This is a genomic window from Commensalibacter sp. W6292M3 (assembly GCF_016101315.1).
Lineage (GTDB): Bacteria > Pseudomonadota > Alphaproteobacteria > Acetobacterales > Acetobacteraceae > Commensalibacter > Commensalibacter melissae.
Map to the genome: position 1 here is coordinate 311510 of NZ_JACFQT010000001.1, position 26645 is coordinate 338154.

The 26645-nt window shown below is 38.8% G+C and carries 22 protein-coding genes; 11 read left to right on the forward strand and 11 right to left on the reverse strand.

Features of this window, described 5'->3' with window-relative positions:
- Positions 1 to 3 precede the first annotated feature (3 nt).
- The 5 genes from H3T57_RS01445 (at position 4) to H3T57_RS01465 (ending at position 7442) form a co-directional block, all read left to right on the forward strand.
- On the forward strand, positions 4 to 1176 hold the full coding sequence (locus H3T57_RS01445; protein WP_198192759.1) for a glycosyltransferase family 4 protein: 1173 nt from the start codon (positions 4 to 6) through the stop codon (positions 1174 to 1176).
- Positions 1166 to 2080, forward strand: a complete 915-nt coding sequence (locus tag H3T57_RS01450) for a glycosyltransferase family 9 protein (protein ID WP_232349704.1) — start codon at positions 1166 to 1168, stop codon at positions 2078 to 2080. The genes H3T57_RS01445 and H3T57_RS01450 overlap by 11 nt, the downstream gene beginning before the upstream one ends.
- 42 nt (positions 2081 to 2122) lie before the next feature.
- Complete coding sequence (gene thrS, locus H3T57_RS01455; RefSeq protein WP_155572085.1) at positions 2123 to 4090, forward strand: threonine--tRNA ligase; 1968 nt, start codon at positions 2123 to 2125, stop codon at positions 4088 to 4090.
- 176 nt (positions 4091 to 4266) lie between these two features.
- Positions 4267 to 4788, forward strand: coding sequence for a translation initiation factor IF-3 (gene infC / locus H3T57_RS01460; protein WP_198193459.1), 522 nt, complete (start codon positions 4267 to 4269; stop codon positions 4786 to 4788).
- Between the two features lie 137 nt (positions 4789 to 4925).
- Positions 4926 to 7442, forward strand: coding sequence for a glycosyltransferase (locus H3T57_RS01465; protein ID WP_198192762.1), 2517 nt, complete (start codon positions 4926 to 4928; stop codon positions 7440 to 7442).
- Between the two features lie 5 nt (positions 7443 to 7447).
- Here H3T57_RS01465 and glyS read toward each other — a convergent pair whose 3' ends face one another.
- Complete coding sequence (gene glyS / locus H3T57_RS01470; RefSeq protein WP_198192764.1) at positions 7448 to 9508, reverse strand: glycine--tRNA ligase subunit beta; 2061 nt, start codon at positions 9506 to 9508, stop codon at positions 7448 to 7450.
- Position 9509: 1 nt separating this feature from the next.
- Positions 9510 to 10400, reverse strand: a complete 891-nt coding sequence (locus H3T57_RS01475; RefSeq protein ID WP_198192766.1) for a glycine--tRNA ligase subunit alpha — start codon at positions 10398 to 10400, stop codon at positions 9510 to 9512.
- Between the two features lie 201 nt (positions 10401 to 10601).
- On the opposite strand from H3T57_RS01475, the gene H3T57_RS01480 reads away from it, so the two are divergent.
- The gene (locus tag H3T57_RS01480) at positions 10602 to 11510 is read left to right on the forward strand and encodes a DUF2076 domain-containing protein (RefSeq protein WP_155568321.1); all 909 of its coding nucleotides are present in this window, start codon (positions 10602 to 10604) and stop codon (positions 11508 to 11510) included.
- A 143-nt stretch (positions 11511 to 11653) separates the two neighbouring features.
- On the opposite strand, the gene H3T57_RS01485 is transcribed toward H3T57_RS01480, so the two are convergent.
- From H3T57_RS01485 to alaS, 3 genes are all read right to left on the reverse strand, one after another.
- Complete coding sequence (locus tag H3T57_RS01485; protein WP_198192768.1) at positions 11654 to 12568, reverse strand: endonuclease/exonuclease/phosphatase family protein; 915 nt, start codon at positions 12566 to 12568, stop codon at positions 11654 to 11656.
- A complete protein-coding gene (locus tag H3T57_RS01490) occupies positions 12516 to 13205 on the reverse strand; it encodes a carbonic anhydrase (protein ID WP_122123839.1) in 690 nt (229 codons plus the stop codon). The genes H3T57_RS01485 and H3T57_RS01490 overlap by 53 nt, the downstream gene beginning before the upstream one ends.
- 147 nt (positions 13206 to 13352) lie before the next feature.
- Positions 13353 to 16004: an alanine--tRNA ligase gene (alaS, locus tag H3T57_RS01495; protein WP_198193460.1), complete on the reverse strand. Its 2652-nt coding sequence runs from the start codon at positions 16002 to 16004 to the stop codon at positions 13353 to 13355.
- Positions 16005 to 16166: 162 nt separating this feature from the next.
- Here alaS and tenA point away from each other — a divergent pair, with 162 nt between their 5' ends.
- Positions 16167 to 16862 carry a thiaminase II gene (gene tenA, locus H3T57_RS01500; protein ID WP_198192769.1) on the forward strand — a complete coding sequence of 232 codons (696 nt, stop codon included), beginning with the start codon at positions 16167 to 16169 and terminating at the stop codon, positions 16860 to 16862.
- Between the two features lies 1 nt (position 16863).
- On the opposite strand, the gene H3T57_RS01505 is transcribed toward tenA, so the two are convergent.
- From H3T57_RS01505 to aroB, 3 genes are all read right to left on the reverse strand, one after another.
- A complete protein-coding gene (locus tag H3T57_RS01505; protein ID WP_198192771.1) occupies positions 16864 to 17286 on the reverse strand; it encodes a GtrA family protein in 423 nt (140 codons plus the stop codon).
- A gap of 102 nt (positions 17287 to 17388) precedes the next feature.
- Positions 17389 to 18546: an OmpA family protein gene (locus H3T57_RS01510; protein ID WP_198192773.1), complete on the reverse strand. Its 1158-nt coding sequence runs from the start codon at positions 18544 to 18546 to the stop codon at positions 17389 to 17391.
- Between the two features lie 301 nt (positions 18547 to 18847).
- A complete protein-coding gene (gene aroB / locus H3T57_RS01515) occupies positions 18848 to 20500 on the reverse strand; it encodes a 3-dehydroquinate synthase (RefSeq protein ID WP_198192775.1) in 1653 nt (550 codons plus the stop codon).
- 163 nt (positions 20501 to 20663) lie between these two features.
- On the opposite strand from aroB, the gene H3T57_RS01520 reads away from it, so the two are divergent.
- From H3T57_RS01520 to H3T57_RS01530, 3 genes are all read left to right on the forward strand, one after another.
- Entirely contained in the window at positions 20664 to 20972 is a 309-nt protein-coding gene (locus H3T57_RS01520; protein WP_155567127.1) for a hypothetical protein, read from the forward strand.
- A gap of 14 nt (positions 20973 to 20986) precedes the next feature.
- Positions 20987 to 21880 (forward strand): tyrosine recombinase, encoded by an 894-nt coding sequence (locus H3T57_RS01525; RefSeq protein ID WP_198192780.1) that lies wholly within the window; start codon positions 20987 to 20989, stop codon positions 21878 to 21880.
- A gap of 106 nt (positions 21881 to 21986) precedes the next feature.
- A complete protein-coding gene (locus H3T57_RS01530; RefSeq protein ID WP_198192781.1) occupies positions 21987 to 22943 on the forward strand; it encodes an acetyl-CoA carboxylase carboxyltransferase subunit alpha in 957 nt (318 codons plus the stop codon).
- Between the two features lie 15 nt (positions 22944 to 22958).
- On the opposite strand, the gene H3T57_RS01535 is transcribed toward H3T57_RS01530, so the two are convergent.
- On the reverse strand, positions 22959 to 23717 hold the full coding sequence (locus tag H3T57_RS01535) for a molybdopterin-binding protein (RefSeq protein WP_122123832.1): 759 nt from the start codon (positions 23715 to 23717) through the stop codon (positions 22959 to 22961).
- A 202-nt stretch (positions 23718 to 23919) separates the two neighbouring features.
- Between H3T57_RS01535 and H3T57_RS01540 the strand changes: the two genes are divergently transcribed.
- Complete coding sequence (locus H3T57_RS01540) at positions 23920 to 24831, forward strand: SMP-30/gluconolactonase/LRE family protein (RefSeq protein ID WP_198192784.1); 912 nt, start codon at positions 23920 to 23922, stop codon at positions 24829 to 24831.
- Here H3T57_RS01540 and H3T57_RS01545 read toward each other — a convergent pair.
- Both H3T57_RS01545 and H3T57_RS01550 read right to left on the reverse strand, forming a co-directional pair.
- Positions 24820 to 25827 carry a bifunctional GNAT family N-acetyltransferase/(deoxy)nucleoside triphosphate pyrophosphohydrolase gene (locus tag H3T57_RS01545; RefSeq protein ID WP_198192786.1) on the reverse strand — a complete coding sequence of 336 codons (1008 nt, stop codon included), beginning with the start codon at positions 25825 to 25827 and terminating at the stop codon, positions 24820 to 24822. The two genes, H3T57_RS01540 and H3T57_RS01545, sit on opposite strands and share 12 nt — an antisense overlap.
- A 63-nt stretch (positions 25828 to 25890) precedes the next feature.
- The gene (locus tag H3T57_RS01550) at positions 25891 to 26640 is read right to left on the reverse strand and encodes a TlyA family RNA methyltransferase (protein ID WP_155580686.1); all 750 of its coding nucleotides are present in this window, start codon (positions 26638 to 26640) and stop codon (positions 25891 to 25893) included.
- Between the last annotated feature and the right edge of the window lie 5 nt (positions 26641 to 26645).

Sequence of the window (26645 nt, forward strand, 5' to 3'; positions counted from 1 at the left end):
GGAATGGAAAATAAACCGGTCATATTGCAAGTTCTACCAGCATTGGGTACAGGTGGGGTAGAGCGGGGAACTGTTGATATGGCAAAGGCAATCATACAGGCGGGTGGCATTGCAATTGTAGCCAGTGAAGATGGAATATGGCAGCATTATCTCGAAAAAATTGGGGCAATTTACATTCATTTACCGCTAAGCTCAAAAAATCCGTGGATAATCTGGAAAAATCATTATGCGTTAATTAAGATTATCCAGTATTATAAAGTAGATATTGTTCATGCACGTTCAAGAGCGCCGGCATGGTCTGCATGGTTGGCAGCAAGAAAATGTCATATCCGTTTTGTCACAACCTGGCACGGAGTTTTTCAGGCCAAATGGTTCGGAAAACGTTGGTACAACCAGGTAATGACCAAAGGGGAAAAGGTGATAGCGATCAGTCATTATATTGCTAATCATTTACAACAAGAATATCATGTCAACCAGCAAAAACTATGTATCATTCCACGCGGGGTTGATCTAACTATTTTTGATCCGAGTTTGCCGTTAGGTAACCGAATAAGTTCATTGGCACAGAGTTGGGGAATTTCTGAAGAGCAAAAGATCCTGTTATTGCCGGGAAGAATTACGGAGTGGAAGGGACATAAATTATTATTGCAGGCTTTTGCTGAATTAAAATTCAATCATCCGAACTGGATCTGCATTTTTGTCGGTCCCGCCAAAGAAAAAGATCATTTTTTAAAAGAGTTGCTTGATTTAGCCGATTATCTAAAAATAAAAGATTCGATTTATTTTGTGGGAAATAGCCAGGATATGCCTGCGGTCTATGCACTGGCAAATATCGTTGTAGTACCTTCCCTTAAACCTGAACCTTTTGGACGTGTCGTAATTGAGGCCCAGGCTATGGAGAAACCTGTGGTTGTTGCCAATCATGGCGGGGCGGCAGAAACAGTTGAAGAAAATGTTACAGGTTACCTTTTTAAGCCCGGCAGTGTTAATAATTTGGTATTTGTTTTGGATCAGTTGATGGAAAAAACAGATGCAGATTTAAATTGGATCGGTCGGCTTGCCCGGGAGGCGGTTCAAAAAAAATATACTTTGCAACAGATGCAATGCAAAACCCTTTCTGTTTATAACGAGATATTACCTGCTGAAAACAAATTAAAGATCAATGATGTCAGTTAAAAGAATCTTGATTATACGTTTGGGTGCTTTGGGGGATTTTATCCAAAGTTTTTACCCATTTGCGGCCATTCGTCAGTATTATCCCAATGCAGAGATCACCTTGTTAACATCTGCATCATTTGTTGATCTGGCCAAAAGGTCACCTTGGTTTGATCGTGTTATTGTTGATGACAAACCTTCCTGGTTCAATATTGCGGGATTGATTAGGCTAGTGAAAAAACTACGGGGATATGATTATATCTTTGATTTACAAACTTCTCGTCGATCGACACGTTACTTTAGGTTCGCAGGGCAGAGACAAGGCTCGGCGATTGCAAAAACAGCATCGCATAGACATGACAATGAGGAGCGTAATCGCTTGCATACATTTGATCGCCAGAAAGATCAGTTAAGCAAGGTTGGTATAACCGATTATCCCGAGCTTGATTTATCCTGGTTTTTATCCGAAATGATTGATTTTTCCATTGATCGACCCTATGTTGTGTTAGTTCCTGGTTGCTCTGCACGACGTATGGAGAAAAGATGGCCTATTCAGTATTATGGTGAGATTGCGAATATGTGTCTTGAAAAAGGGCTGGTCCCCATAATTGCTGGAGGAAAAGAAGAGAAAGAGATTTCCCGACAGATTTTGCAGTTATGTCCGAAGGCGATGAACTTGATTGGTAAAACAAGTTTGTTTCAGTTGGGTCACTTAATGAAAAATGCACAATTTTCGCTCGGAAATGATACAGGGCCAATGCATATTGCCGCATTGGTGGGGGGGTGTTCTGTTGTTTTGTTTTCATCATCAAGTAATCCTGCGCTGACTGCACCACGTGGAAAACATGTCAAAATATTGTATGAGGCGGATTTAAGAAATCTTTCCGTAAAAAAGGTTGCACAAGAATTGAACTGGGTTCATTAAGGTTTATTATTAGGTTTATTATATCGTTCTGGAGTTTTAAGTATGCCATCTATTACCTTGCCTGATGGATCTGTTCGTGAATATGAAGGATCGGTTACGGGTTTAAGTATTGCACAATCTATTGGGGCAGGTTTGGCCCGTGCAGCTTTAGCAATGGAGCTGAATGGCAAATTAGTCGATCTATTAACTGAAATATATGAAGATTCGTCAGTAAAATTCATTACAAAAAAAGATGCGGCGGCGTTAGAGTTAATCCGTCATGATGCTGCCCATGTACTTGCCCAGGCAGTACAGGAACTATATCCGGGAACCCAGGTTACTATTGGTCCAGCTATTGAGAACGGTTTTTATTATGATTTCGCCCGTGAAGAACCTTTCAAGCCAGAGGATCTTGGTAAAATTGAACAGAAAATGCATGAGATTATTGCGCGTAATGAACCTTTTGTCAGAGAGGTTCTGCCTCGGCAGAAAGCAATCGAATATTTTGAAACCAATGGGGAGCATTATAAAGCCCAGCTCATTCGGGATTTGCCAGAAACAGAAACGATCACAGTCTATAGACAGGGGGAGTGGCTTGACCTTTGCCGTGGACCGCATTTAAGAACAACCGGGGATGTCGGTAAAGCTTTTAAACTGATGAAGGTTGCTGGTGCATATTGGCGTGGGGATTCAAAAAATGCCATGCTGTCACGTATATATGGAACGGCATGGCGTGATCAAAAAGAGCTTGATGCCTACCTGACGCAATTGGAAGAGGCAACAAAACGCGATCACAGACGGATTGGAAAAGAGATGGATCTTTTCCATCTGCAGGATGAATCCGTAGGTTCCGTATTCTGGCATCCCAAAGGATGGCAAATTTATACCGAATTACAGGCTTATATGCAGCGTGTCCAACGTCGTTATGGATATGAGGAGGTGCGAACCCCCCAACTTGTTGACCGTTCATTATGGGAGGCATCAGGGCATTGGGACAAATTCAAGGAAAATATGTTTATTGCCTCCGTTGAGGATGAAGATCGCATTTATGCTTTGAAACCCATGAACTGTCCATGTCATATCCAAATATTCAATCATACATTGCGTTCCTATCGTGAGCTTCCCCTTCGGATGGCGGAATTTGGAGCCTGTCACCGTTACGAACCTTCTGGAGCACTACATGGGATTATGCGTGTTCGGTCATTTGTTCAGGATGATGCGCATATTTTTTGTACAGAAGATCAAATTACTTCTGAAACAGCCTTGTTTGTCCAAATGTTGTCAGAAGTATACAAAGATCTTGGTTTCGAGAGTTTCCGCATCAAATTTTCTGATCGTCCAGAAAAAAGAGCGGGAGATGATGCGATTTGGGATCGTGCTGAAAATAGCTTGAAGGAAGCCTGTAAACAGGTTGGTGTAGAATTTGAGCTTAATAAAGGGGAAGGCGCTTTTTATGGTCCCAAACTGGAATTTGTTTTACGTGATGCAATAGGAAGGGATTGGCAATGTGGCACGTTGCAAGTTGACTATGTTCTGCCAGAACGGCTTAAGACGGCTTATATTGGAGAAGATAGCGCTAGACATCGCCCAGTTATGCTTCATCGGGCAATTTTAGGATCATTTGAACGGTTTATTGGTATTTTGATAGAACAATATGCAGGTCATTTCCCTTTGTGGCTGGCACCTGTCCAAGTAGTTGTGGCAACGATTGTAAATGATGTGGAGAATTATGCCCGAGAAGTCGTTGCCCTGCTGAAAGCCCAGGGAATTCGTGTGGAATTGGATGATAGAAACGAAAAGATCAATGCAAAGATTCGTGAACATAGTCTGCAACATGTTCCTGTCATTTTGGTTATTGGGCGCAAGGAGGCGGAAGAACGTCATTTGGCGGTACGTCGATTGGGTGGAAAATCACAAGAGATCATGGCTTTGAATGAAGCCATGGATCAACTGTCTCGAGAGGCATCACCGCCAGATAAAGGACGTGTTCCCTTTGCGCGGCGAAAGGCTAAATTTTATTGTGAAGACTAGATAGTTTTTTTAAAATCTATTATAGTATTTTAAGAAGTTGTTTATTATTAAATCTAGGAAATGGGTTATTTACAAGATTGATTTTTTTGATAAGTTCAATTTTCTAATTTTTGAGTAAGTAATCCCCTTTTCAATGATTTATTTATAGAAGGAGCTTAACCATAGTAAAAACATCGATAACCCCTGCGACTAATCGTGAAGGGCCCTTGGTTGATGATGAGATCCGTGCTGCACAGGTTCGCCTGGTTGGTGCTGATGGTGAAATGTTAGGTATTGTGCCAACACGTGAAGCTTTGAAAATGGCTTATGCTGTTGGACTGAATTTATTGGAAGTCAGTCCAAATGCTGATCCGCCAGTAGCGAAAATTGTTGATTACGGCAAATTCAAATATGAACAGCAGAAAAAAAAGAATGAGGCACGTAAAAAACAAAAAGTCATTGATATTAAGGAAATCAAGGTAAGACCCAATATTGATGAAAATGACTATCAGGTAAAACTAAACGCGGCAAAGCGTTTTATTGCTGGTGGTGACAAGGTTAAAATCACGTTACGTTTCCGTGGACGTGAAATGGCCCATCAAGAACTGGGTGTTCAACTGTTGGATCGATTCCGTGTTGATATGGAAGAGGTTGCAAAGCCAGAACAAACTTCCAAGATCGAAAATCGTCAAATGATTATGGTTTTAGTAGCCCGTTGATGTGATAAAATATTAAATGAAGTTCAATAAAGGTATGTAAAATTTACATACCTTTTTTTATAATGATATTTATTTTTGAAAAATTATAATTTTATTCAAGAAATAGTAAATTTAAGTTAACTAAAAGGATGGGGTTCATGAATGCTCAATCTCGCTGTACGGGTTTCTGTCAAAGAATTAAAGAGGGGGTATTTGTGGGATGGGCAATTAATGTCGTTAAACCTGAAAAACCTACAATTGTTTCTGCTTTTATCGATGATGTAAAGATTGCTGAAATTAAATGCGATATTGAAAATAAAACTATCCAGCAAAAGCTGAATTTTTTTCGCAGCGATATCGGTTTTCAATTTTCCATACCAGAAAGATACAGGGATAATAAGAACCATAAGTTGTCATTTCAATTTATTGATGAAACACCTTTTATAATCTCTGATTCAAAACAGAATAATAAGCAAGTATCCTATGTATATTTTCAATTATTAAGAAATAACGATTCTGTAGAATATGAATCTTTTATTGATGGATGGAAGAATGGTTCAATTGTTGGATGGGTTTTGAAAAAGGATTTGAAAACAGGAGAATATATAGGAAACTGTTCGATTCTTGTTGTCATGAATGGGATTGAATTACAAACGGTTCAGGCCAATAGATATCGTCCTGATGTGGCAAGTGCTTATAATAGTGAGCCAAGATGCGGTTTTGCGGTTGTTATACCCAAAGTGCTTCGAAAACATTTTAAGGCGGAATTTCGCGTGTATGTAATGCCTGATTATATAGAAGTGAAAAACAGCCCCTATCAAACAAGCCTTGTTGATGATTTGTTGGAACAAAAACTATTAATAATGAATCAGCATATAGATAGTCTATATAATGAAATTAATTCCCTAAAAAGTGAAATTAAAAATTTAATCGCTTATCCGGAATATGTAATTGATGAATATCATCTATGGGCACAAAAATATTTCTCGAATTTACCAAAATTACTTGATAAAAAAAGACAAAATTTGAAAGATTTAAAGATAAAACTTAAATCTCCCAAAATTTCAATTATATGTCCTGTTTACAAACCTGATTTATCTCATTTTAGGGAGGCTGTTGATTCTGTTTTATGTCAAACTTATAAAAATTGGGAATTGATTTTGATTGATGATGGAGGAAAATCAGCATTAATTCAGAGAGAAATCAAAAAATATGTTTTGTTTGATAACAGGATCAAGGCAATTACACTGACATGTAATAGGGGTATTTCCGAAGCTACCAATGAAGGATTGAAACAGGTAAAAGGTCAATGGATTGCTTTTTTTGATCATGATGACCTGCTGGTTCCTGAAGCATTGGAAATGATGATAATGGAAGCGCAGTGTCATAATGCCTATTTTGTTTATTCAGATGAGGATAAGCTTGATAACAATGGTGAATTTACCGAACCCAATTTAAAACCTGATTTTAATTACCGTTATTTGTTAGGGTGTAATTATATTTGTCATTTTGTCATGATTCATGTTGATTATGTTAGAAAAGTTGGTTTTCTGTCATCGCAATATAATGGTGCACAGGATCATGATTTTATTTTGCGATTGACAGAATATTTAAAATCATCGCAAATTCATCATGTTCAGGAGATTTTGTATCACTGGCGTATTACTCCGAATTCAACAGCGGAAACAACCGCCAATAAACAATATGCGGTAAAAGCGGGTGTAGACTGTGTAAGTGATCATTTGAAACGTACGGGTCACGAAATTGTAGTAAGTTCGATAGAGAATGCTACGATGTATAAGGTTGCATGGAATAAGATACCGCAATCAACTGTTACAATTATTATCCCTTTCAAAGATCAGATTGAAATTACCAAACAATGCGTTGACCGTATTTTGGACCGAACCAATTATAGCCACTATAATATTTTATTGGTTGATAACGGATCAAAAAAAACAGAAACTCTGGAGTTTATAAAAAACTATTCGCGAAAAAAGATTGTAAATTTTTTAACAGTACAAGAAGAATTTAATTTTTCACGTTTGAATAACCTGGCCGCTCAAAAAATAAAATCCGATTTTTATTTATTCTTAAATAATGATGTATTTATCGAAAATGAGGATTGGCTGGAAATCATGTTGAATGAGGCGGAATTTGCTGATGATATTGCAATTGTGGGAGCCAAACTGTTATATCCGAATGGAAGAATACAACATGGAGGCATTATTGTCGGTCCCGGGGAAGTTGCCCAACATATGAATAGGGGGATAATCAAGAATGATTTTGGTTATGTCGGACGTTCTGTATTATCACAGGAATTGACTGCAGTAACAGCGGCCATGATGTTGGTAAAGGCATCAGTTTTTAATGAGGTAGATGGATTTGATGAAATTAATTTAAAAATTGCATATAACGATGTCGATCTATGTTTGAAAGTAAGAGAGGCAGGTTATCGAATTATTATGTGCATGGATGTGATTGCCATTCATCATGAAAGCTATTCAAGAGGTAGTGATGATAGACCTGAACACCAAGAACGCTTCACATATGAAATGGAATTTATGGAAAAAAAATGGGGTGAACAGGCAGTTTATAAAAATGATTCAGCCTATTCACCTCATTTTAAAGTCAAGCCCCAGCTGTTTTATGAATTAACAGACCCAGTTAAAATCTAATATAACTATTTTTCAATTTGGCTAAAATCAGCAATAAGGTTAGCTACATTATCAATTTGATTGAGAAGTTTAAGTCGATTATGACGAATGATTTCATTTGGATCATTAATAATAGTCTTATCAAAAAAGATGTCCAGTTCAGAGCGTAAGGAAGCTATAGTATTCATTGCAAATCCAAACTTCTTATGATCAAGCGCTGATTCAATCATTTGTGTAGCTTGCTTTAAATGACTGTACAGATTTGTTTCTTCATCAGTATGGAAAAGAGACGGATCGGGTTCACCTTGATGAGGGCCGTCTTTCTTGTTTTCAATTCTGAGAATGTTGCTTGCTCTTTTGACAGCGGCCAGAAGATCTTTTCCTTCGGATGATTCAAGAATTTGATTTATGGCATTAACTTTTTTAAGAAGTTCGGAAATATCAGTTAAATGATTTTTTTGTGAAACTGCTGATAAAATATCATGTCGTAAACCCTCACTTCGTAACTGAATAATAAGTCGTTCATTCATGAAATTTGCCAAAAATTTCAGATCTGAAGCTTGTTGTAAATCTTTCGGAAGTGTTGAAATGGAGAATTCAAATACTTTTTCTAAATCAAGAGAGAGATTGTTTTCACGGATGATTCTGATAATCCCCAAGGCAGCCCGTCTTAATGCAAAAGGATCACCAGATCCTTTGGGTTTTTCACCTATGGCAAAAAATGCGGTTAGCAAATCGATTTTATCCGCGAGTGCAACAATAACAGAGCATGGTTCAGAGGGTGTCTGGTCTTTTGGACCACAAGGTTTGTAATGTTCCTTGATTGCAAGCGCTACGGCAGGATTTTCATTATCATGTTGAGCATAATATCCCCCCATAATACCTTGGAGTTCCGGGAATTCACCAACCATTCCTGTTGCAAGATCAGCCTTGCAAAGTAAAGCAGCACGTTGTGCATGAACCACATCGGCGCAAAGCTCGTTTGCAAGAAAGCCTGCAACTTTGACAATACGTTGCACACGTTCGTATTGGCTGCCGAGTCTGGCATGAAAAATAACATCATTTAATGAGTTGTTATATGATACAAGTTGTGTTTTACGGTCCTGTTCCCAAAAATAACGGGCATCGGCAAAACGTGCCCGCAAAACACGCTCATTTCCGGCAATGATTAAGGAACCATCATCGTCTGGTCTAATATTCGCTATAAAAATAAAACGTGCTGCTGGTGAGCCATCTTGATTTTTCAGTGCGAAATAACGTTGATTCACTCGCATTGAAACTTGCATTACTTCTTGTGGCAAATCCATGAAAATGGAATCAATTTTACCCATATACGCGACGGGCCATTCAACAAGTCCCGTAACTTCGTTCAAAAGTCCTTCATCAGAAACGAGTTGAAGTTTATTATTTTCTGCAAGCTTGGATATGTCTGCAAGAATTTTATTGCGACGCTGTTCAGAGTCGGCAATAACATAATGGAAAAACAGTGTTTCCTGCCATTGTTTTGTATTGTGGATGGTAAAGGGGGAAGGAGAAAGAAAACGATGGCCTTCAGTGATTTGATCGCTGGATAATCCATGCGCATCATCATTTTCTTTTGCCAAGGTAAAAGGAACAATCTCACCATCCAGAATACAGGTTATGCGATGCAATGGGCGAACCCATGTAAATTGGCTGCCATTTCCCCAACGCTGTGATTTAGGCCAGGGGAATTGCCATAAAATTTGCGGAATTTTTTCTTGAATAAATTGGCTGGCTGATTGTTCAGGCTTAATTTTTTTCAAAACCCAAAAACCGTTCTCTTCAATTAAATCATTTTTTTGAGCTGCATGTTTGCGTAAAAAACCCTCTAACGCTTTTTCTGGGGCTGTAATTCGTGGTCCTCTTTCCTCTAGCTCTTGTGCCGGAATGGTAGCGTCAATCTGCATAGAAACAGCGATACGTCTTGGTGTGGAGAATGTTTTAGCATCAGTGGGATTAAGATTGATCAGCGCATTATTCAGTAAACGGTTAAGATTTTCCATGGCTTGCTTTTGCATGCGTGCGGGAATTTCTTCCGATAATAGTTCAATAAACAATTCCGACATATTATTTTTCCTCTGCCAGCCAAGTTTCACAACATTGTTTTGCCAAATTACGAATGCGACCAATATAGGAAGCGCGTTCATTCACGCTGATGACTCCACGGGCATCAAGCAGGTTGAATAAGTGGCTTGCTTTCAAACACTGATCGTAGGCTGGCTGAGCAAGTTTCTGTTGGACCAACGCATTGGATTCTTTTTCTGCATCCTTGAAATGATTGAATAAAAGGGTCGTGTCTGCACATTCAAAATTGTAACGGGAATAATCCTTTTCAGCCCTGAGAAAAACCTCTCCATAGGTCAGCCCGTGATCATTGAAGGCCAAATCATAGACATTCTCAACGCCCTGAATATACATGGCCAATCGTTCCAGACCGTATGTAAGTTCAGTTGAAGGAATAGAGGTTGTTATCCCGCCAACCTGCTGGAAATAGGTGAATTGAGTGACCTCCATACCGTCACACCAAACCTCCCATCCAAGTCCCCACGCGCCAATTGTGGGATTTTCCCAGTCATCTTCAACAAAACGAATATCGTGCTCTTTTGGATTGATACCGATGGCTTTATAACTTTCAAGCAATAGTTCCTGACTATTCTCAGGGGATGGCTTCAGTAGAACCTGATATTGATAATAATGTTGTAAACGGTTGGGGTTTTCACCATATCGTCCATCTGTTGGACGCCGACAGGGTTGAACATAGGCCGCTTTCCAAGGTTTGTTGCCCAACGCTCGTAATGTCGTGTGTGGTGATAATGTTCCCGCGCCGATTTCAAGATCATAAGGTTGTAATAATGCACAACCTTGAGAATTCCAGAATTCATGTAACTTTAAGATCAGTCCCTGGAATGATAACGTTTTTTTTGTTGAAGCTGGTTGAAAGGGTGTATGCGATGGCATGAATTATATAATTCCAAAAGAATGCAAAAATAACGAATAATAAGTGTTAATTATTTTTTAGTCTATCGATGGTTACGAATAAGATTAAATAAATAATACGATCTTGATGATATGACAAGAAAAGTGAATCATCTTCAAAAATTTGTCTTATAATTAAAATACAAAGAGAAATCCAAAGATAATTTTAAAGGTTAATCAAAGATGAATAATGACGAACAGCAATTGATCAATCAATTTTTTGAACGTGTCAGTGGGAAAAAAACAGCTTCTCCAAATACGGTTGGAACAGCCAGTCCGTTACCCCCTATTGATTCTGAAGCCAATCAACTGATTAACAGTAATTTGCAGAAATATCCTGAAGCGGGTTATCGTATGACACAAATGGCCATTGTTCAGGAAGCCGCCTTGGTTGAATCTCAGAATCGTATTCGTCAGCTGGAATGGCAATTACAGCAGATGCAACAACAGATTCAACAGCTGAAACAGGCTCAGGCCCAATCAAGCCAACCTCGTTCAGGAGGATTTCTGGGAGGGCTTTTTGGTGGCGGAAATCGGTCGCAAACTCAAATGTCGCCTCAATCCCAACAAATGCCGCCAGGGTGGGGAGGAAATCCTAATCGGCCACAACCACAAACAAATCAGTCTATGAATACACCTTATGGACAGCAACAACCTCCGGCTGTGAATTATCCCCCAGGTTATCAACGAGGAATGTTTAATCGGGGTGGAAATGGATTTTTAGGCAGTGCATTGTCGACGGCAGCTGGTGTTGCCGGGGGTATGATGGCTTATAATGCATTGAGTGGATTGTTTGGTGGTCATCATGCAGTTAATGGTGCTGCACCAATGTCTGCTGCAGATCCGAATGATCCGTTTGCAGGAACAGCAGCTGGCAGTGATCCCTTTACGGGTGAGGGTACCGCAGTTGATCCGAATTTTGATGCTGGTAACAATTCTGGTGCCGGATTTGATAATTATGCTGATGATGGTTTCAGTAACAGCGGAAATGACACAGATTGGGGTAATTCTGGAGATTCTGCTGATTGGGGCTCTGATGATGGTGGTGACTGGGGTGGTGATGATGGAGGCTGGGGAGACGATAGTTTCTAATATTAACTGATTTCATTGTCTAAATCATAAAAGGGTTAACCTTTCTTGCGAGATTGATCCTTTTAAAAATTAGGTGATAAATGGCTTTTATTATTGAGGAAATTTAAAAAATCTTAGGTGAAAAAAGAACAAATCATTTTTTGTTATAAAGACAAATTTAAAGAGACAGGACAATGATCTGACAGATCAGCATGCATCATATATTGTTTTTCTTTGTATACCAATACTTTTAACGTATTAGGAATAGTGGATTCACTTAAGATTGGATCCAAAATAAATCCATCGAGAAAATAATTGCCTCCCCAGCATGGTGAAGCAAGTTGAGATGTTGGGATTGATAAACTAGATTCTGTTGACAAGGATTGAAAAAATTCATCATTAAATGACACTATACGGTTAAAATCTCCTAAAATAATGAAAGCCTGTTTGTCTTTTATTCTGTCTGCAATCCATTTTTGGATAATTATTTTTTGTTGATTCAAGATATTACATGCTTTTTGTTGGGAATAAAGAGATCTTTCAGGGCAATGAGCCTTTAAATGTACAACCAGAATTCGAATATTTATGCGATGATCGTATAGGGTAAGATCAAGACCACTTCGTAAAATATGGGTTTTGTCATTCTTACTCAAAGCGGTAAGATCAGGGTTTTTTATAATATTGTAAGAAAGTTTTTTTCGAATGGCCAGGACAGGATGTTGGGCGATATTATCCTGAGTTATATAAAAATCATATTGGTCTTCAGGAAGGATTCGTCTTGCGGTATCGACTGATCCCACTTCCTGTAAGGCAATTATATCGCTGTTCAATTTTCTTGCATATAAAGACAATCTTGTGAAATTCTTGGAGTGTCTTGCTTGAATATCATTTGGTATTTCATATTTATCAAGATCTGATTTTGATAATAACCACTCTGTGTTCCAGGTGGTTATCTTGATTGTTCTGGCATGCAGCGTAAAAGATGCAAAAAAAGCAAACCAGCAGCTCAATACAGCAATAGTTTTCTTAAGCTTTGGTATTTTGGTTGATACGATTCTGCAGCATGGAAATAGCTTCATCGACGGTCATATCATTTCTTGTTTCTTCATCTAACACATAAATCTTACCTTTTGGGATATCATAATACCATCCTTGAAGAATAATTTCTTTTTTTGCCAAGGCACCAGCAACTGAAGGATGAGTTCTTAAATGTGCGAGTTGAAGCAGGACATTGTGTTCCGTTAAACTTTGGATGCTTTCGGGGCCGACATCAGTGGCAGAAAGTGCGTCCGTAATGGCATGGGCTGTTTCGGCATATTGTAACCATTTTCTTACGGCTGGCATTGAATTCAATTTTTCAGGATGTATAAGGGCACTCATCGCGCCACAATCAGAATGTCCACAAATAATAATTGTAGAAACCTTTAGGGCGGAAACTGCATATTCAACTGCGGATGTTACTCCTCCGAAGCTGTTACCATAAGCAGGTACAATATTGCCAATATTACGCAATACAAATAAATTTCCGGGAGGTTGCTGGGTCAGGGATTCAGGACTTATTCGACTGTCCGCACAAGTTATGAAAAGTGTTTTAGGGGATTGTCCATTGGCAAGTTGACAATATAATTCTTTACGTTCCGGATAAATATCCGTTCGAAATTTCTTTACACCTTTTAAAATATCAAGGAGGGTTAGTTGAGGGTTGTTTTCCGACATATTGTGATCTTTCATTTCGGAATGAATTGAACAGCTAACTGTATGATATTATGTACAATTTTACGGCGAAAGTATGATCATGCAGGATAAATAACCAATAATTATAATGAAAAAGCAGACCATGATGAGCCTGCCTTGAATTCAGTATCATAAAGAATTGATATGGCTTTTTATTTTTTCAAAAATATCATTTGCCTTATCAATGTCAGGCCCTCCAGCCTGCGCCATATCTGGTCTTCCACCACCACCTTTACCGCCCGCAATCGAACTCGCCATTCTAACCAAATCAATTGCATTTACAGTTTTGCTTAATTCAGCAGTTACGGCAACAACGATGGATGCTTTTTGACCAAAGGATGACAATACGACAGCTATTCCATTTTGAAGCTGTTTAACAAGACTTTCAGCCAAAGGTTTTAATTCCTTGGGCGGGATTTCACCAACATCACGGAAAATAAGTTCAATGCCATTGATTGTCTCAATGTCATTTTGCATGTCTTTGCCGATTGTCAATTGGTGCTGCAATTTGGATATTTGCTGTTTTAGCTCTTTTCTTTCGTTTAATAACAACTGCACTCTATCGGTAAGTTGTACAGAGGCAGTATTAAGAAGAGAGGCTATTTCATTTAATATATTTAAATTCTGTTTGAAATAATTTTCCGCGGCCAAACCGGCAACGGCTTCAATGCGTCTTATTCCGGCAGCCACCCCGCTTTCAGAAATTATATGAAATAAACCTATATCTCCGGTGCGATTGACATGGGTTCCACCGCAAAGTTCAATGGACCATGCCGTTTGTGGATTGGCAATATCATCTCCATTTCCCATTGAAACCACACGGACTTCCTCACCATATTTTTCATCGAACAATGCCATTGCACCAAGTCTATTAGCTTGTTCCGGCGTCATGATTTGCGTTCTGACCGGTAAATTTTTCCGGATTTGTGCATTAACCTTTGCTTCGACAATATCCAGTTCATTGCGTGTAATCGGTTTGGAGAGACTGAAATCAAATCTTAAGCGTTCTGCTGTATTCAGACTTCCTTTTTGGGTGACATGTGTCCCGAATTGTTCTCTCAATGCACGATGTAACAGATGGGTGGCAGAATGATGTGCCTGAATTGTCTGTCTGTAAGCAGTATCAATTTCAGCCGTGACCGTATCATTGATCTTAATCTGGCCTTTTTTTACAATTCCATGATGAAGGATCAGTTCGCCAAGTTTTTTCTGCGTATCTTTAATCTCGATAATACTGTTTTTATTGAAAATGATTCCCTGATCCCCAGCCTGACCACCACTTTCACCATAAAAGGGGGTCTGGTTTAACAAGATACTGATTTCTTTACCTTCTTCTGCTTGGTTTACCAATTGACCATCAATGATAATTGCCTGAATTTCAGCATCAGCCCTATTATTCTTGTATCCAAGAAATTCAGATGATCCAAATTTATCCTTGAGTTCAAACCATATTGTTTCAGTTGCATTATCACCGGAACCAACCCATGCGGCTCTGGCTCGGTTACGTTGTTCGGCCATGGCTTTATCAAAGCCTTCGTGATCAACGGTCAATCCTTTTTCACGAAGCGCGTCAGCCGTTAAATCCAGAGGGAAACCATAAGTATCATACAGTTTGAAAGCAATATCACCAGGCAATTTACCATGTGACGGTAACTTGCCGCTTTCCTCATTCAAAAGGGAAAGACCCCGATCCAGCATTGATTTGAAACGTTGTTCTTCATTGTATAAGGTTTCAGAAATCAAAGTTTCATAATGTATCAGTTCAGGATAGGCGCTTCCCATTTCCTCGATTAATGCAGGTAAAAGCTTGTAAAATACCGGTTGTTGAGTGCCGATCATGTGTAAATGACGCATGGCTCTGCGCATAATACGACGTAATACATAACCACGTCCGTCTTTGGACGGTAAGACACCATCAGCAATAAGGAAAGCCGAAGAGCGAAGATGATCTGCAACGACACGATGACTGACTTTATGGGGACCAAATGGATCTGTATCAGTAACTTCAGCAGATGCCCTGATCAAGACCTGAAAAGTATCAATATCAAAATTGTCTCTTTTCCCTTGCATTATTGCGGCGAATCTTTCCAATCCCATTCCTGTATCAATTGACGGACGGGGTAGGGGATTTCGTGTACCTGGTGGATTTTCAAAATATTGCATGAAAACCAAATTCCATATTTCTACGAAACGATCTCCATCCTCGTCCTTGGATCCCGGGGGGCCTCCAAATACATCTTCGCCATGATCATAGAAAATTTCTGAACATGGTCCACATGGGCCTGTATCTCCCATACGCCAGAAGTTATCTGAACTGTTAATACGGATAATTCGGTCATCGGAAAAGCCAGCTATTTTTTTCCATAAATCAGCTGCTTCATTATCATCCGAATAAACAGTGACAAGAAGTTTTTCCCTGGGTAATCCAAATTCGCCAGTGATTAGGTTCCATGCCAGATAGATTGCTTTTTCCTTAAAATAATCTCCGAAAGAGAAATTTCCGAGCATTTCAAAAAAAGTATGATGACGAGCGGTATATCCAACATTATCAAGATCATTGTGCTTGCCACCAGCCCGAACAACCTTTTGTGCAGTTGTGGCACGTGAATAGGGACGTTGTTCCTGTCCGGTAAAAACATTTTTGAACTGTACCATTCCTGCATTTGTAAAAAGCAGAGTAGGGTCATTCTGGGGAACCAAAGATGAGGATGGTACAATTTGATGATCATTTTTAGAAAAATAATTCAAAAAGTGCGACCGTATTTCATTTGTGCTTGGCATTGTTGTGGACATGGTGGAATGAACAATCCTGATATGTTAAAATAATATCTTAAACGAACTGGATAAGAGTAATATGGAAATTAATCTAACCGTATATATTATTATTCAAAATGTTTTTTACAGTACAGCTATTTAAGCTTTTGTCATGAAAGTCAAGATTTAATGTTTGATAATGATAAAAATACGTATTCTTTATTTTCTGAAGGATTATTTGGCCGGTTACGACAGGATTGCCAGAAGGAATGGCAACAATTTATCCATCATCCCTTTGTCAAGGCGTTGGGTAAGGGAAGCTTGCCTGTAGAAGAATTTAGAAAATATCTAGTTCAGGACTATTTATATCTTCTTGATTACAGCCGTGTTGAGGCCCTAGCGATTTATAAAAGTAATTCATTATGGGAAATGCAATATTTTTTATCATTATTGAAAGGGCTCATCGAAATAGAGCTTCCATTGCATTTATCATATTGCAAGCAATGGGGAATAGAAATTGACTTTATTGAAAATGAAAGGAAATCAATCGAGCTTATTGCATACAGTCAATATTTGCTTACAAAAAGTATGCAGGGTGATTTGTTAGATATCGTAATTCTAATACTACCATGTTTGATAGGGTACGGTGAAATCGGTTTGAATTTATTAAATGATCAAGAATTTGATAAAAGGGACCATCCGTATTTATCTTGGTTGGAAACGTACGGAAGTGATAGCTATTACAGTCTTGTAAAGAAAAGTATTATGTTTCTGGATCAAATTGCTTTTCAGTATGGAGCGGAACAACGTTATCCAATGATTCTACGTAAGTTTAAGGAGGTTGTTCAATTGGAAACTGCCTTTTGGAACGTTGGAAAAAAATAATTTACCTTTTTGATATGGAATCATTATAAACCAATTTGCGCGATAAATGGAAATTCGCTAGCATTCCAGTCATTGCACCAATAATTAAAGGTATAAAAGCATAGTACCTAAAAAACGAATTTAGGAAAAATAAACAGAAAACAACTCCTCTATTGCAACAAAAACCAAGAATGTTGGTCATAATAAATCGTATCCATTGTGCAAAGATAGAATGACGATGATTAATATTTCCAAATGTCCAGAGTCTGTTTATGAACCAGTTAGAACTTGCGGCTATAAAATAAGCGGCAAGGGTTGCCATGGTTAATCCAGTTAAGGGCCGTAACAAGTATACAGCTAGAATATCAATTCCCAGACCGGATGATCCAACAATACCAAATTTGATAAATTGAAAAAATTGTTGTTTATGACCGATTGATATCAAAAAGAACCTTTAAAAATAAATTGGCCTGATTGTTTTTCAAAATAAAAAGAGATACTTAATTCTAAGTATCTCTTTTACATTATTCAGATAATTTCTTGAAAATTATTTAAGAATAATTTCCACGCGACGGTTTTGTGGTTCACGTGTATTTGGTCCTGTTGGAACCAATGGATGAGATTCACCATAACCATGAATATCAATTGCTGTTGCTGGAACACCGTCACGGATTAATTCAGCTTTCACGCTTTTGGCACGTCTAATTGAAAGACCCATGTTATAGCGTTGACCACGAGGACCTGGATGTGCAGAAGAGTTATCTGTATATCCGTTAACTTCGATACGTGTTGTTTGAACACGTGTTGAAGCCTGAGCAGCTTCTCTTACGATTTCACGTGCACGAGGTGTCAATGCTGATTTGTCGAAATCGAAGAATACTAGGTAGGTGCGAGCTACAGATGGTTGTGGTGGAGCAACTACAGTTGGTGGAGCTGGAGGAGGTGCTGGTGGTGCGGTGTCAAATGCATAGCGCAGACCCAGAATAAACTGATGATTGAAGCGGTGATCCATTTTAACGCCTCTGTGGCTGTTATAATGGTTTCCGCCAACCCAGGCACTTGAATTGTATGAACGATGATCATCCAATTGACCCATCATACGGTACTCAGTTGTAACTGCCAATCCTGGAACACCTGGGATATCATAGGCAGCACCGACGATACCTTGATAGGCAAAGCTTCCACCTGTTCCACCGATACGGTTTTTACTGCCATTATAGTATTTTGTATCTAATGGGGCCATATTTTGCCAGAGATAACCGGCACCAATACCCACGAATGGGGTGACAGGGACGTCAATGCCGAATTGACGCAAGTCAATATCATAAAGAACATTGATCAATCCGCCATAACCTTGGTCATGTCCTTTGGTTTTGTATGCGGAAACAGGGGTTCCATGACGTCCGCTGATGTTGGAGTAGTTATAGACACCTTCAACTTCCACGCGGAGACCGTTACCAAATCCCCAACCAAAAGAACCCATGGTTGTGAAACCGGTATTATGGCGCAGTTTTGATGAGGTTCCCTTGCCGTTATCAAGCCTACCACCGGCATTGGTACCATTTTTGAAATGGGCATGTTGTGTTTGAACAAGGTTATAACCGCCACCTAAGCTAACATAAGGGCCAGTAATTGTGCTAGCCATCGCTGCGGCGGGAGTAGCAACCGCGAAAGTCGTTGCAAGCAATGCAGTGCGAAGACGCATCTTGACACATCCTTCTTTTATAAGTTTCGAGCGATAGACCGCCAATTAAGGCGGAAGCTCTTTAAATTTATACTCTATAATTTACTATAATCTATATCTTTGAAAAATTAGAAGGATTTTAATGCGGTGATTATAGTTATTAATGTAATGTAACTAAAAAAACACAGAAAAAGGCTTTACCTTCTAATTTCTATAAAGATTTTCAGATATTCGGCAATTTATAAAAGATTTTATTGAATGACAATCTTTCATATATACTTTATTGATTAGAATTAATTCATGTGTTTTATATGCAACAATTTTAGTCCTGTATACAACCGTCCTCGATTAGGAGACTGTACAGCTGTTTTTCACTAACATCTTGTGATGTGAAAGCTTTTCCTATCCCATTGACAAGTATAAACGTTATTTTATTGTTTTGGCTTTTTTTATCATGTTTCAAATGATTAAGAAGATTTGAGACCCGTATGGGTTGAGGAAGCCTTTTTATTGTAACTGGTAGGTTTACAGATTCGAAATGATGAATGACACGTTGTGTGTCTTTCTCCGGACATATTCCCATTTGGGTGCATAATTTGAATATCAGGCAGCAACCCAGTGCAACGGCTTCTCCGTGCAGTAAACGACCATCATAACCCAGTTCCGCTTCCAGGGTATGTCCCAAGCTGTGACCGAGATTCAGGAGGTTTCTGCCTGTCGATTGCTGTTCATATTCATCATTTTGAATAATCCTTGCTTTAAATTGACAAGCCATTTCGATGGCCTTGGCCAGACAAGCATGTTCTTTACTTATGACTTTTTTACCATTTTTTTCACACCATTTGAATAATTCTGGATCATTGATCAAACCAGCTTTAACAATTTCTGCATAACCGGCCTGTAATTCTCTTTGGGGGAGTGTGTCCAAAATCTTTGTATCTGCGAGAACGGCTTCTGGTTGGTAAAAGGCCCCAAGCAGATTTTTACCCACCGATGTATTGATACCGGTTTTTCCGCCTACGGAAGAATCGACTTGAGAAAGCAGGGTGGTGGGGATTTGAATGAATGGCACTCCACGTAACACGGTGGCAGCTGAAAATCCTGCCAAATCTCCTGTAACGCCACCACCGAATGCCAAAATCGTTGAATTTCGCTCAACCCCTTTTTCTAACAATGTTTGCGTGACTTTTTCATAATATTGAAAGGATTTTGTTTTTTCCCCAGGAGGAAGCAGGATAACTTCATAATTTACGTGTACTAAATCAAGACTATGGATAAGTTTGTCCAGATGAAGGTCGGCAACTGTCTGATCCGCCAGAATAAAAACTTTCTTTTGCTTTAATAAAGGTAAAATCAGTGTTCCACATTGCTGTAATATATCAGAACCAATGATTACGTCGTAATGATTTTTTGACAGGGTTATGGGTAAAATATGCATTTTACTTGAATTTTCTAGAGCTGAGATAACAAGATTAATTGTTGTATCAATGTCTTTATCCTTACATTCAACGACAATATCTGCCTCGGCATAGACAGGGTAACGTTTTTTCATAAGGGAGGAGAGTATCTCTTTTTTATTATCGACATTCAATAAGGGGCGGTTGGTATTTTTGGAAACGCGCTTGAAAAGTGTTTCCAGATCACAATGTAGCCAAAGGGTGGTTGCTTTTTCCTTTAAGGTTTTTCTTGTCTCCGGATGCATGTAGGCTCCACCACCTGTTGCGAGAATCAAGGGGGCTTGATCCAATAAACGTTGGATAACCTGGTTTTCCACACGACGGAATTCCTCTTCTCCATATTGTTCGAAAATATCGGCGATACTGCATCCAGCCGTAGTTTCTATTTCTTTATCCGAATCGATAAAGGGTATGGAAAGCAAGTCTGCAATTTTTTTACCAATCGTTGTTTTTCCAGCCCCCATCAGACCGATTAAAACAACTGGTCGATTTAATAATTTGCTAGGTATATCAGTCATGTGGTCGATCAAATACAGGAATAAAAATTGATAAATTGAGATTTTATTTAATTTTAGAGAGAATTTATAAAATCCAGACTATTAAAAATTAATTGTAGTATGGTATGAAATCAAGCTGTTATTATTAAAACATCAACGAGTAATTTTACATCAGGAAGCCATAATGCGTCGATTATTTGTTATTCTCTTTGGATTAATAGTTATATTGCTTGTGGCAGGGGTAGTGTTTTTTTGCTTGCAAACACCCGAAATGCCGATCAGAGAAGTTCACAAGGTTATTTCTATTCCCAAAGCCCAGCAACATACAACTTTGCCATCTGTACCTGTTGTCCCTGGCGCTCCCCCCATTATCGTTCCCTACAACAATGCAAACGCTCATAATGCTTCAGCGCCTGCTCCGATAAACACTCCAACAATTCCCCAGCCTGGAAAAGTTCCTGGAAATGCGTTGAATACAATGCCCAATCAATAGATTTTGAATAAATCATGAACAGGGATCTGATTGATTTCTTTTTGGAAATGCTGGTGGCAGAGAGAGGGGTTACCGCAAATACATATCAGGCGTATCAAACTGATTTAAAAGATTTTATGGATTATTTGCAAGCCAGAGATCTAGAAATGGATAGGGTTTCTAAACGTGATATTCATCAATATTTTGAATTTTTGGGTCAAGAGGGAAAAACAGCGCGAACAGCAATAAGAAGGTTGTCATGTCTGCGTCAGTTTTATGGTTTTTTGGTTCAGGAGAATATTCGCTCCGATGATCCCACTTATTTAATGCAATCCCCCTGTTTGCCACAATCATTACCCAAATATCTGAGCGAACAGGAAGTTTTTAACCTGTTATCAGCAAGTGAATTCCTTGACGATTACAGACGGTCACTTGTTGCCAAGGCAGCTTTGGAAATTCTGTATAGTTCGGGATTACGCATATCTGAGTTGTTATCTCTGCGCAAGGAACAGATTCAGCAAGCAACAAAAATTTTGCGAATATACGGAAAAGGCAGACGTGAAAGGTTAATACCTGTTTCAGATGCAGCGGTAAAAGCGGCATTGGTGCTTAAAAAAAATGATGCGAGTTTAAAGAGTGTCTTTCTGTTTCCGGGACGAAACCCGCAAAATCATTTAACGCGGCAGGGGTTTGATAAAATATTGTTCGAAGTTGCATTAAAGGCCAATCTTGATCCTTGCAGGCTGTCTCCCCATGTTTTACGTCATTCATTTGCCAGTCATATGTTGGCACATGGGGCAGATTTGCGTTCATTGCAGATGATGTTGGGGCATGCTGATATTTCGACGACACAAATTTATACCCATTTACAGACTGAACACCTAAAAAAAATAGTGCAGGATTTTCATCCCCTGAGTATGAAAAAATAATTTTATTAAAAAAATATTGCAATTTATACAATTAAAAATTTATTTGATTGATAATATACATTACACTGATCTGTTATTAACGTTTAATTGGTAATCTTTTATAATCATGCGTCAATTTTTGGACTTTGAAAAATCCGTTGCAGAACTCGAAAATAAAATTTATGAATTGCAACGTGTTGAAACCGCCACAGAAATTAATATTGCCGAAGAATTGCAAACGCTTACGGAAAAGGCTGAAAAACAGCTGCGAGTTATATATAACAAACTAACACCCTGGCAAAAAGTTCAGGTGGCAAGACACGCGCAACGTCCGCATGCTTTGGATTATATCAAAGGTATGATTGAAAACTTCATGCCATTGGCAGGGGATCGTCTTTATGCAGAAGATCATGCCATTATCGGTGGATTGGGAAGATTCAAAGGGCAATCTGTTGTTGTGATAGGGATAGAGCGAGGTTCCGATCTTGATACAAGACTAAAGCATAATTTTGGGATGGCCAGGCCTGAAGGATATAGAAAAGCTCAACGTTTAATTAAACTGGCAGGACAATTTAATTTACCGATTATCATGTTGATTGACACGCCAGGAGCATGGCCTGGAATTGATGCGGAACAACATGGTCAGGCTGAGGCCATTGCAAAATCAATTGAGACATGCCTTAGGGCAACAACTCCCATTGTCTCCGTTATCATTGGTGAAGGTGGATCGGGAGGGGCAATTGCTCTGGCAACGGCTGACAAAATTCTGATGCTTGAACATGCGATTTATTCAGTTATTTCTCCTGAGGCTTGTTCCTCCATATTATGGCGGGATGCATCACAAGCGGCTCAGGCGGCAGGCGCATTACGTTTGACGGCTCAGGATTTGTTGAAATTCAAATTAATTGATCAAATTATCGAGGAACCGGTTGGTGGAGCGCAACGAGATCCAGAAACTGCGATCAGTAATGTTCAAAAGGCGATTGAAGCTGCATTTGGCGAACTCGCCTTAGTTCCAGAACAGGTTCTTCAGGCTAAACGTAGAAATAAGTTCCTTGCCATGGGGCGTGAGGAAATAAACTAGTTAAAACCAGGGGGTTCAAATGGGCTCACCCTCGTGCGGGTCGTATCCCATTCGGATAAACAACTGATGGATTTGTTGAGCGGCACGCTGAACGGCATCTTGGTCCTGACCTTTGACAACCAATGCTATTCCATTTTGATCTTCATTTTTATAAAATGGATAAGATCCAATATCAAGGTTATGAAATTGATCCTGTATATGTGCTAGATCATGTGCAATTTTGCCTTCAGAGGCATGAAAAGCGTACCAGCTTTTTGAAACAATTGGCTTGCCATGGTGTAAGGTGGGCAATATTTGATCAAACATTGCACGCATGATTTGGGGAACGCCAGCCATAACATATACATTGTTGATTACATATCCCGGCGCTACGGATACAGAATTGGGAATGGGCGTAGCCCCTAGTGGGAAACGAGCCATTTTTCTATGGGCGTCATTATATTTTTCCTTGCCAATATGTTCTTCCAATAATCGGGATATTTCTGGATGAATTGGATTGGGTACACCAAACGCCTCTGCTATAGCCTCGGAAGTTATATCATCATGGGTAGGACCGATTCCCCCTGTAGAAAACACATAATCATATGCAGCACGTAATTCATTAACTGTTTTGATGATTATTTTTTGATCATCAGGAATGATACGGGTTTCTATGAGTTTAATTCCGGAACAGGTTAATCCTTTCGCAATATAATTTATATTCACGTCTTGGGTACGGCCTGAAAGAATTTCATTTCCGATAACCATAATTGAAGCAGTTGGATTTAGAGTCATTTTACAAAAGTCCAATTGTTAAAACAGTTACAATATTTAAGTATTGAAAAATTACAGAGAATTATATTTAAAATTAAGAATTGTTTAAGAAAATTCCAAAGTAAATGTTTAGTATAAACAGTTTTATGTTAAAATAATTATTATTGCAAATATTGAATTTCTTTTTGTTTAATTTAAAAAGCCTTTCAAAAAGGGGTTTATAATGATTACAATTAATTCGTCATGTCCATCCGCCATTTGGGAAACCCAATCAGAGTTGGGGGAGGGGGTTATGTGGAATGCCTCTGAAAAAGCGGTTTATTTTGTTGATATTGAGGGCAAAAAAATTCATCAATACCGCTTAAATGACAATCAGAAGAAAAGCTGGAATACTCACAAGAAACCTACATTTTTTTTTCCAACCAATCGATCTGTTTATTTATGCGGTATGGAAGACGGTTTATATTGGTTTAGCCTATTTAATGGCAGTGTGACGTTATTTTATCCCTTAGAGGAAAAATTTCCAAATAATCGAATTAATGATGGATATATTGATGCCAAAGGTCAACTTTGGTTTGGATCAATGGATGAAAAAGAAAAAAAATTAACAGGATCCCTCTACCTGTTAAAATGGGATCAGGCTAAACCTTATGTAATAAGGCAGGATAGGGAATATGCGGTACTTAATGGGCCTGTAATTGATGAAGACAAACAGATCCTATATTGCAGTCATTCCAATGCACATGAAATTTTTTCGTTTGATATTAAAGATGGGCAAAAACTTGCAAACAAACGACTTTTTTTAAAAGAAATGGAAGGATATCCTGATGGCATGGCGCTTGATTTCGAGAACAATCTGTGGGTTTGTCTTTATCAAGGACATAAAATAAATGTCTATTCCTCTGATGGACAAAAATTGAAATCAATAGATTTTCCTTGTCCGAATTTAACCAAAATAGCTTTTGGTGGTAATGATTTAAAAACGGCTTTTGTTACATCGGCACGTGCCAAAATACCAAAAAAAGATCTTGAAAAATATCCAAAAGCTGGTGCCTTATTCACTTTTGACAATAATATTGCTGGAAAAAGGCAGAATATTTTTCATATTCCTGACGAGGTAAGATTAGAAGAGTAAATCCTTCAAGAGTGGAATAAATGGTTTGTCAGCCTCCAAGACAAGATAACGGTCAAGCTCATTGACGGTAACCCATGCAAGTTGCTGTTTTTCTCTTGGTATGGGGTCATTTTTCCAACGATGACATACATATAATGGCATCAATAAATGAAAATCCTGATACTCATGGGATGCGAATGTGAATGGGGCGAGACAGCTTTTAGAAATATCGACATTTATTTCTTCTTTCAATTCTCGAATCAATGCTGTTTCAGGTGTTTCCCCAGGTTCAACTTTTCCGCCTGGAAATTCCCACATTCCTGCCATTGATTTTCCCTCCGGACGACGGGCGAGTAAAAGCCTACCTTCAATATCAATAAGTGCGGCGGCTACAACTAACAATATTTTTTTTTCTTTTGATGTATAAATATTTTGATTGGGTGTGAGATTGTTGGGACAAATATCTTCCCGTTGTAAAAGGAAATATGAGACGGGTTGTTCAACAGCACGAGCTAAAAATTTCTCCTTGCCCTGACCATAGGGTTGAAAATCACATTTTTTCAAAACCGCTATAGAGGCAATATTGTCATCAGCGGCAGTGGCATGAATGTAATTGATATTTAGATTGGCTAACGCCCAATTTGTTAAGCGTTTCAAGGCTCGGGTAGCGATATTATTGCCCCAGTATCTCTGAGCAACCCAATATCCTATTTTGGCAGACTGTTCTGTCATATTCAGGGTTAAACCTATACAACCTACAACTGTGTCCGGATTGGTTTGTGTATCGATAATTGAAAAGTGATAGGATTGTCCTGCCTTGATTTGCTGAAGGGTGGCTTCAAACCATTTTTCCAATAATTCTTGTGAGTAAGGAAATGGCACGTCACTCAGCATTTTTGCAATATTCCAATCATTAATATGATTATGTATGCTTTTGATATCCTTTTTTTGGATCAATCGTAAAAGATATTGATCAATTTGTAAGGTTGGAATGGATAAATGCTGATGTATAACCATTTATAAACACTTTGATTCAAAAAATTAACTTTAAATAATATAAGGGAAAAGTTGTTTTATGATTTACGGGGATTCTTTACGTGCGGCTATTAGAAATTCCTTATTGCCTTCAGGGCCGGTAATGGGACTAGTCTCAATTCCCAATACTTGCCAGTTGGGCAGATTTTGCCACCAATTATTAATGTCCTGGCAAATTTTTGTATGAATCTCAGGATCGCGGACAACTCCTTTTGATCCAATATGTTCGCGTCCAGCTTCAAATTGGGGTTTGATCAACGCCATTGCCCATCCGCCAGTTTGACACAGGGATAAGGCGGCAGGTAAAATTGTTTTTAGACTAATAAAGCTTGCATCACAGACGATAACTTGAACGGGATCCGGAATTATTTCCGATGTAAGATAGCGGGCATTACATTTTTCTTTCACAATCACGCGTGTATTCTGACGTATTTTCCATGCCAATTGTCCATGCCCAACATCGACTGCATATACCTTATTCGCTTCATTCGTTAATAAAACATCGGTGAACCCTCCTGTGGAGGCCCCGATATCAAGGCAATTTAATCCCCTAGGGGATAAATTGAAAGATTTCAATCCATGATCCAGTTTTAAACCACCACGCGATACCCAAGGATGTTCTTGATTTTTAATAGTAAGTTCAATGGTTTCAGATACGATATCCCCTGCCTTTTGAATTCGACGATCTTTCGTAAAAACCAGCCCCGCCATAATCAAGGCCTGCGCTTTTGTACGACTTTCAACCATGCCTCTTTCAAAGAGAAGTATATCGACGCGTTTTTTAGTGTTAGCCATTATTG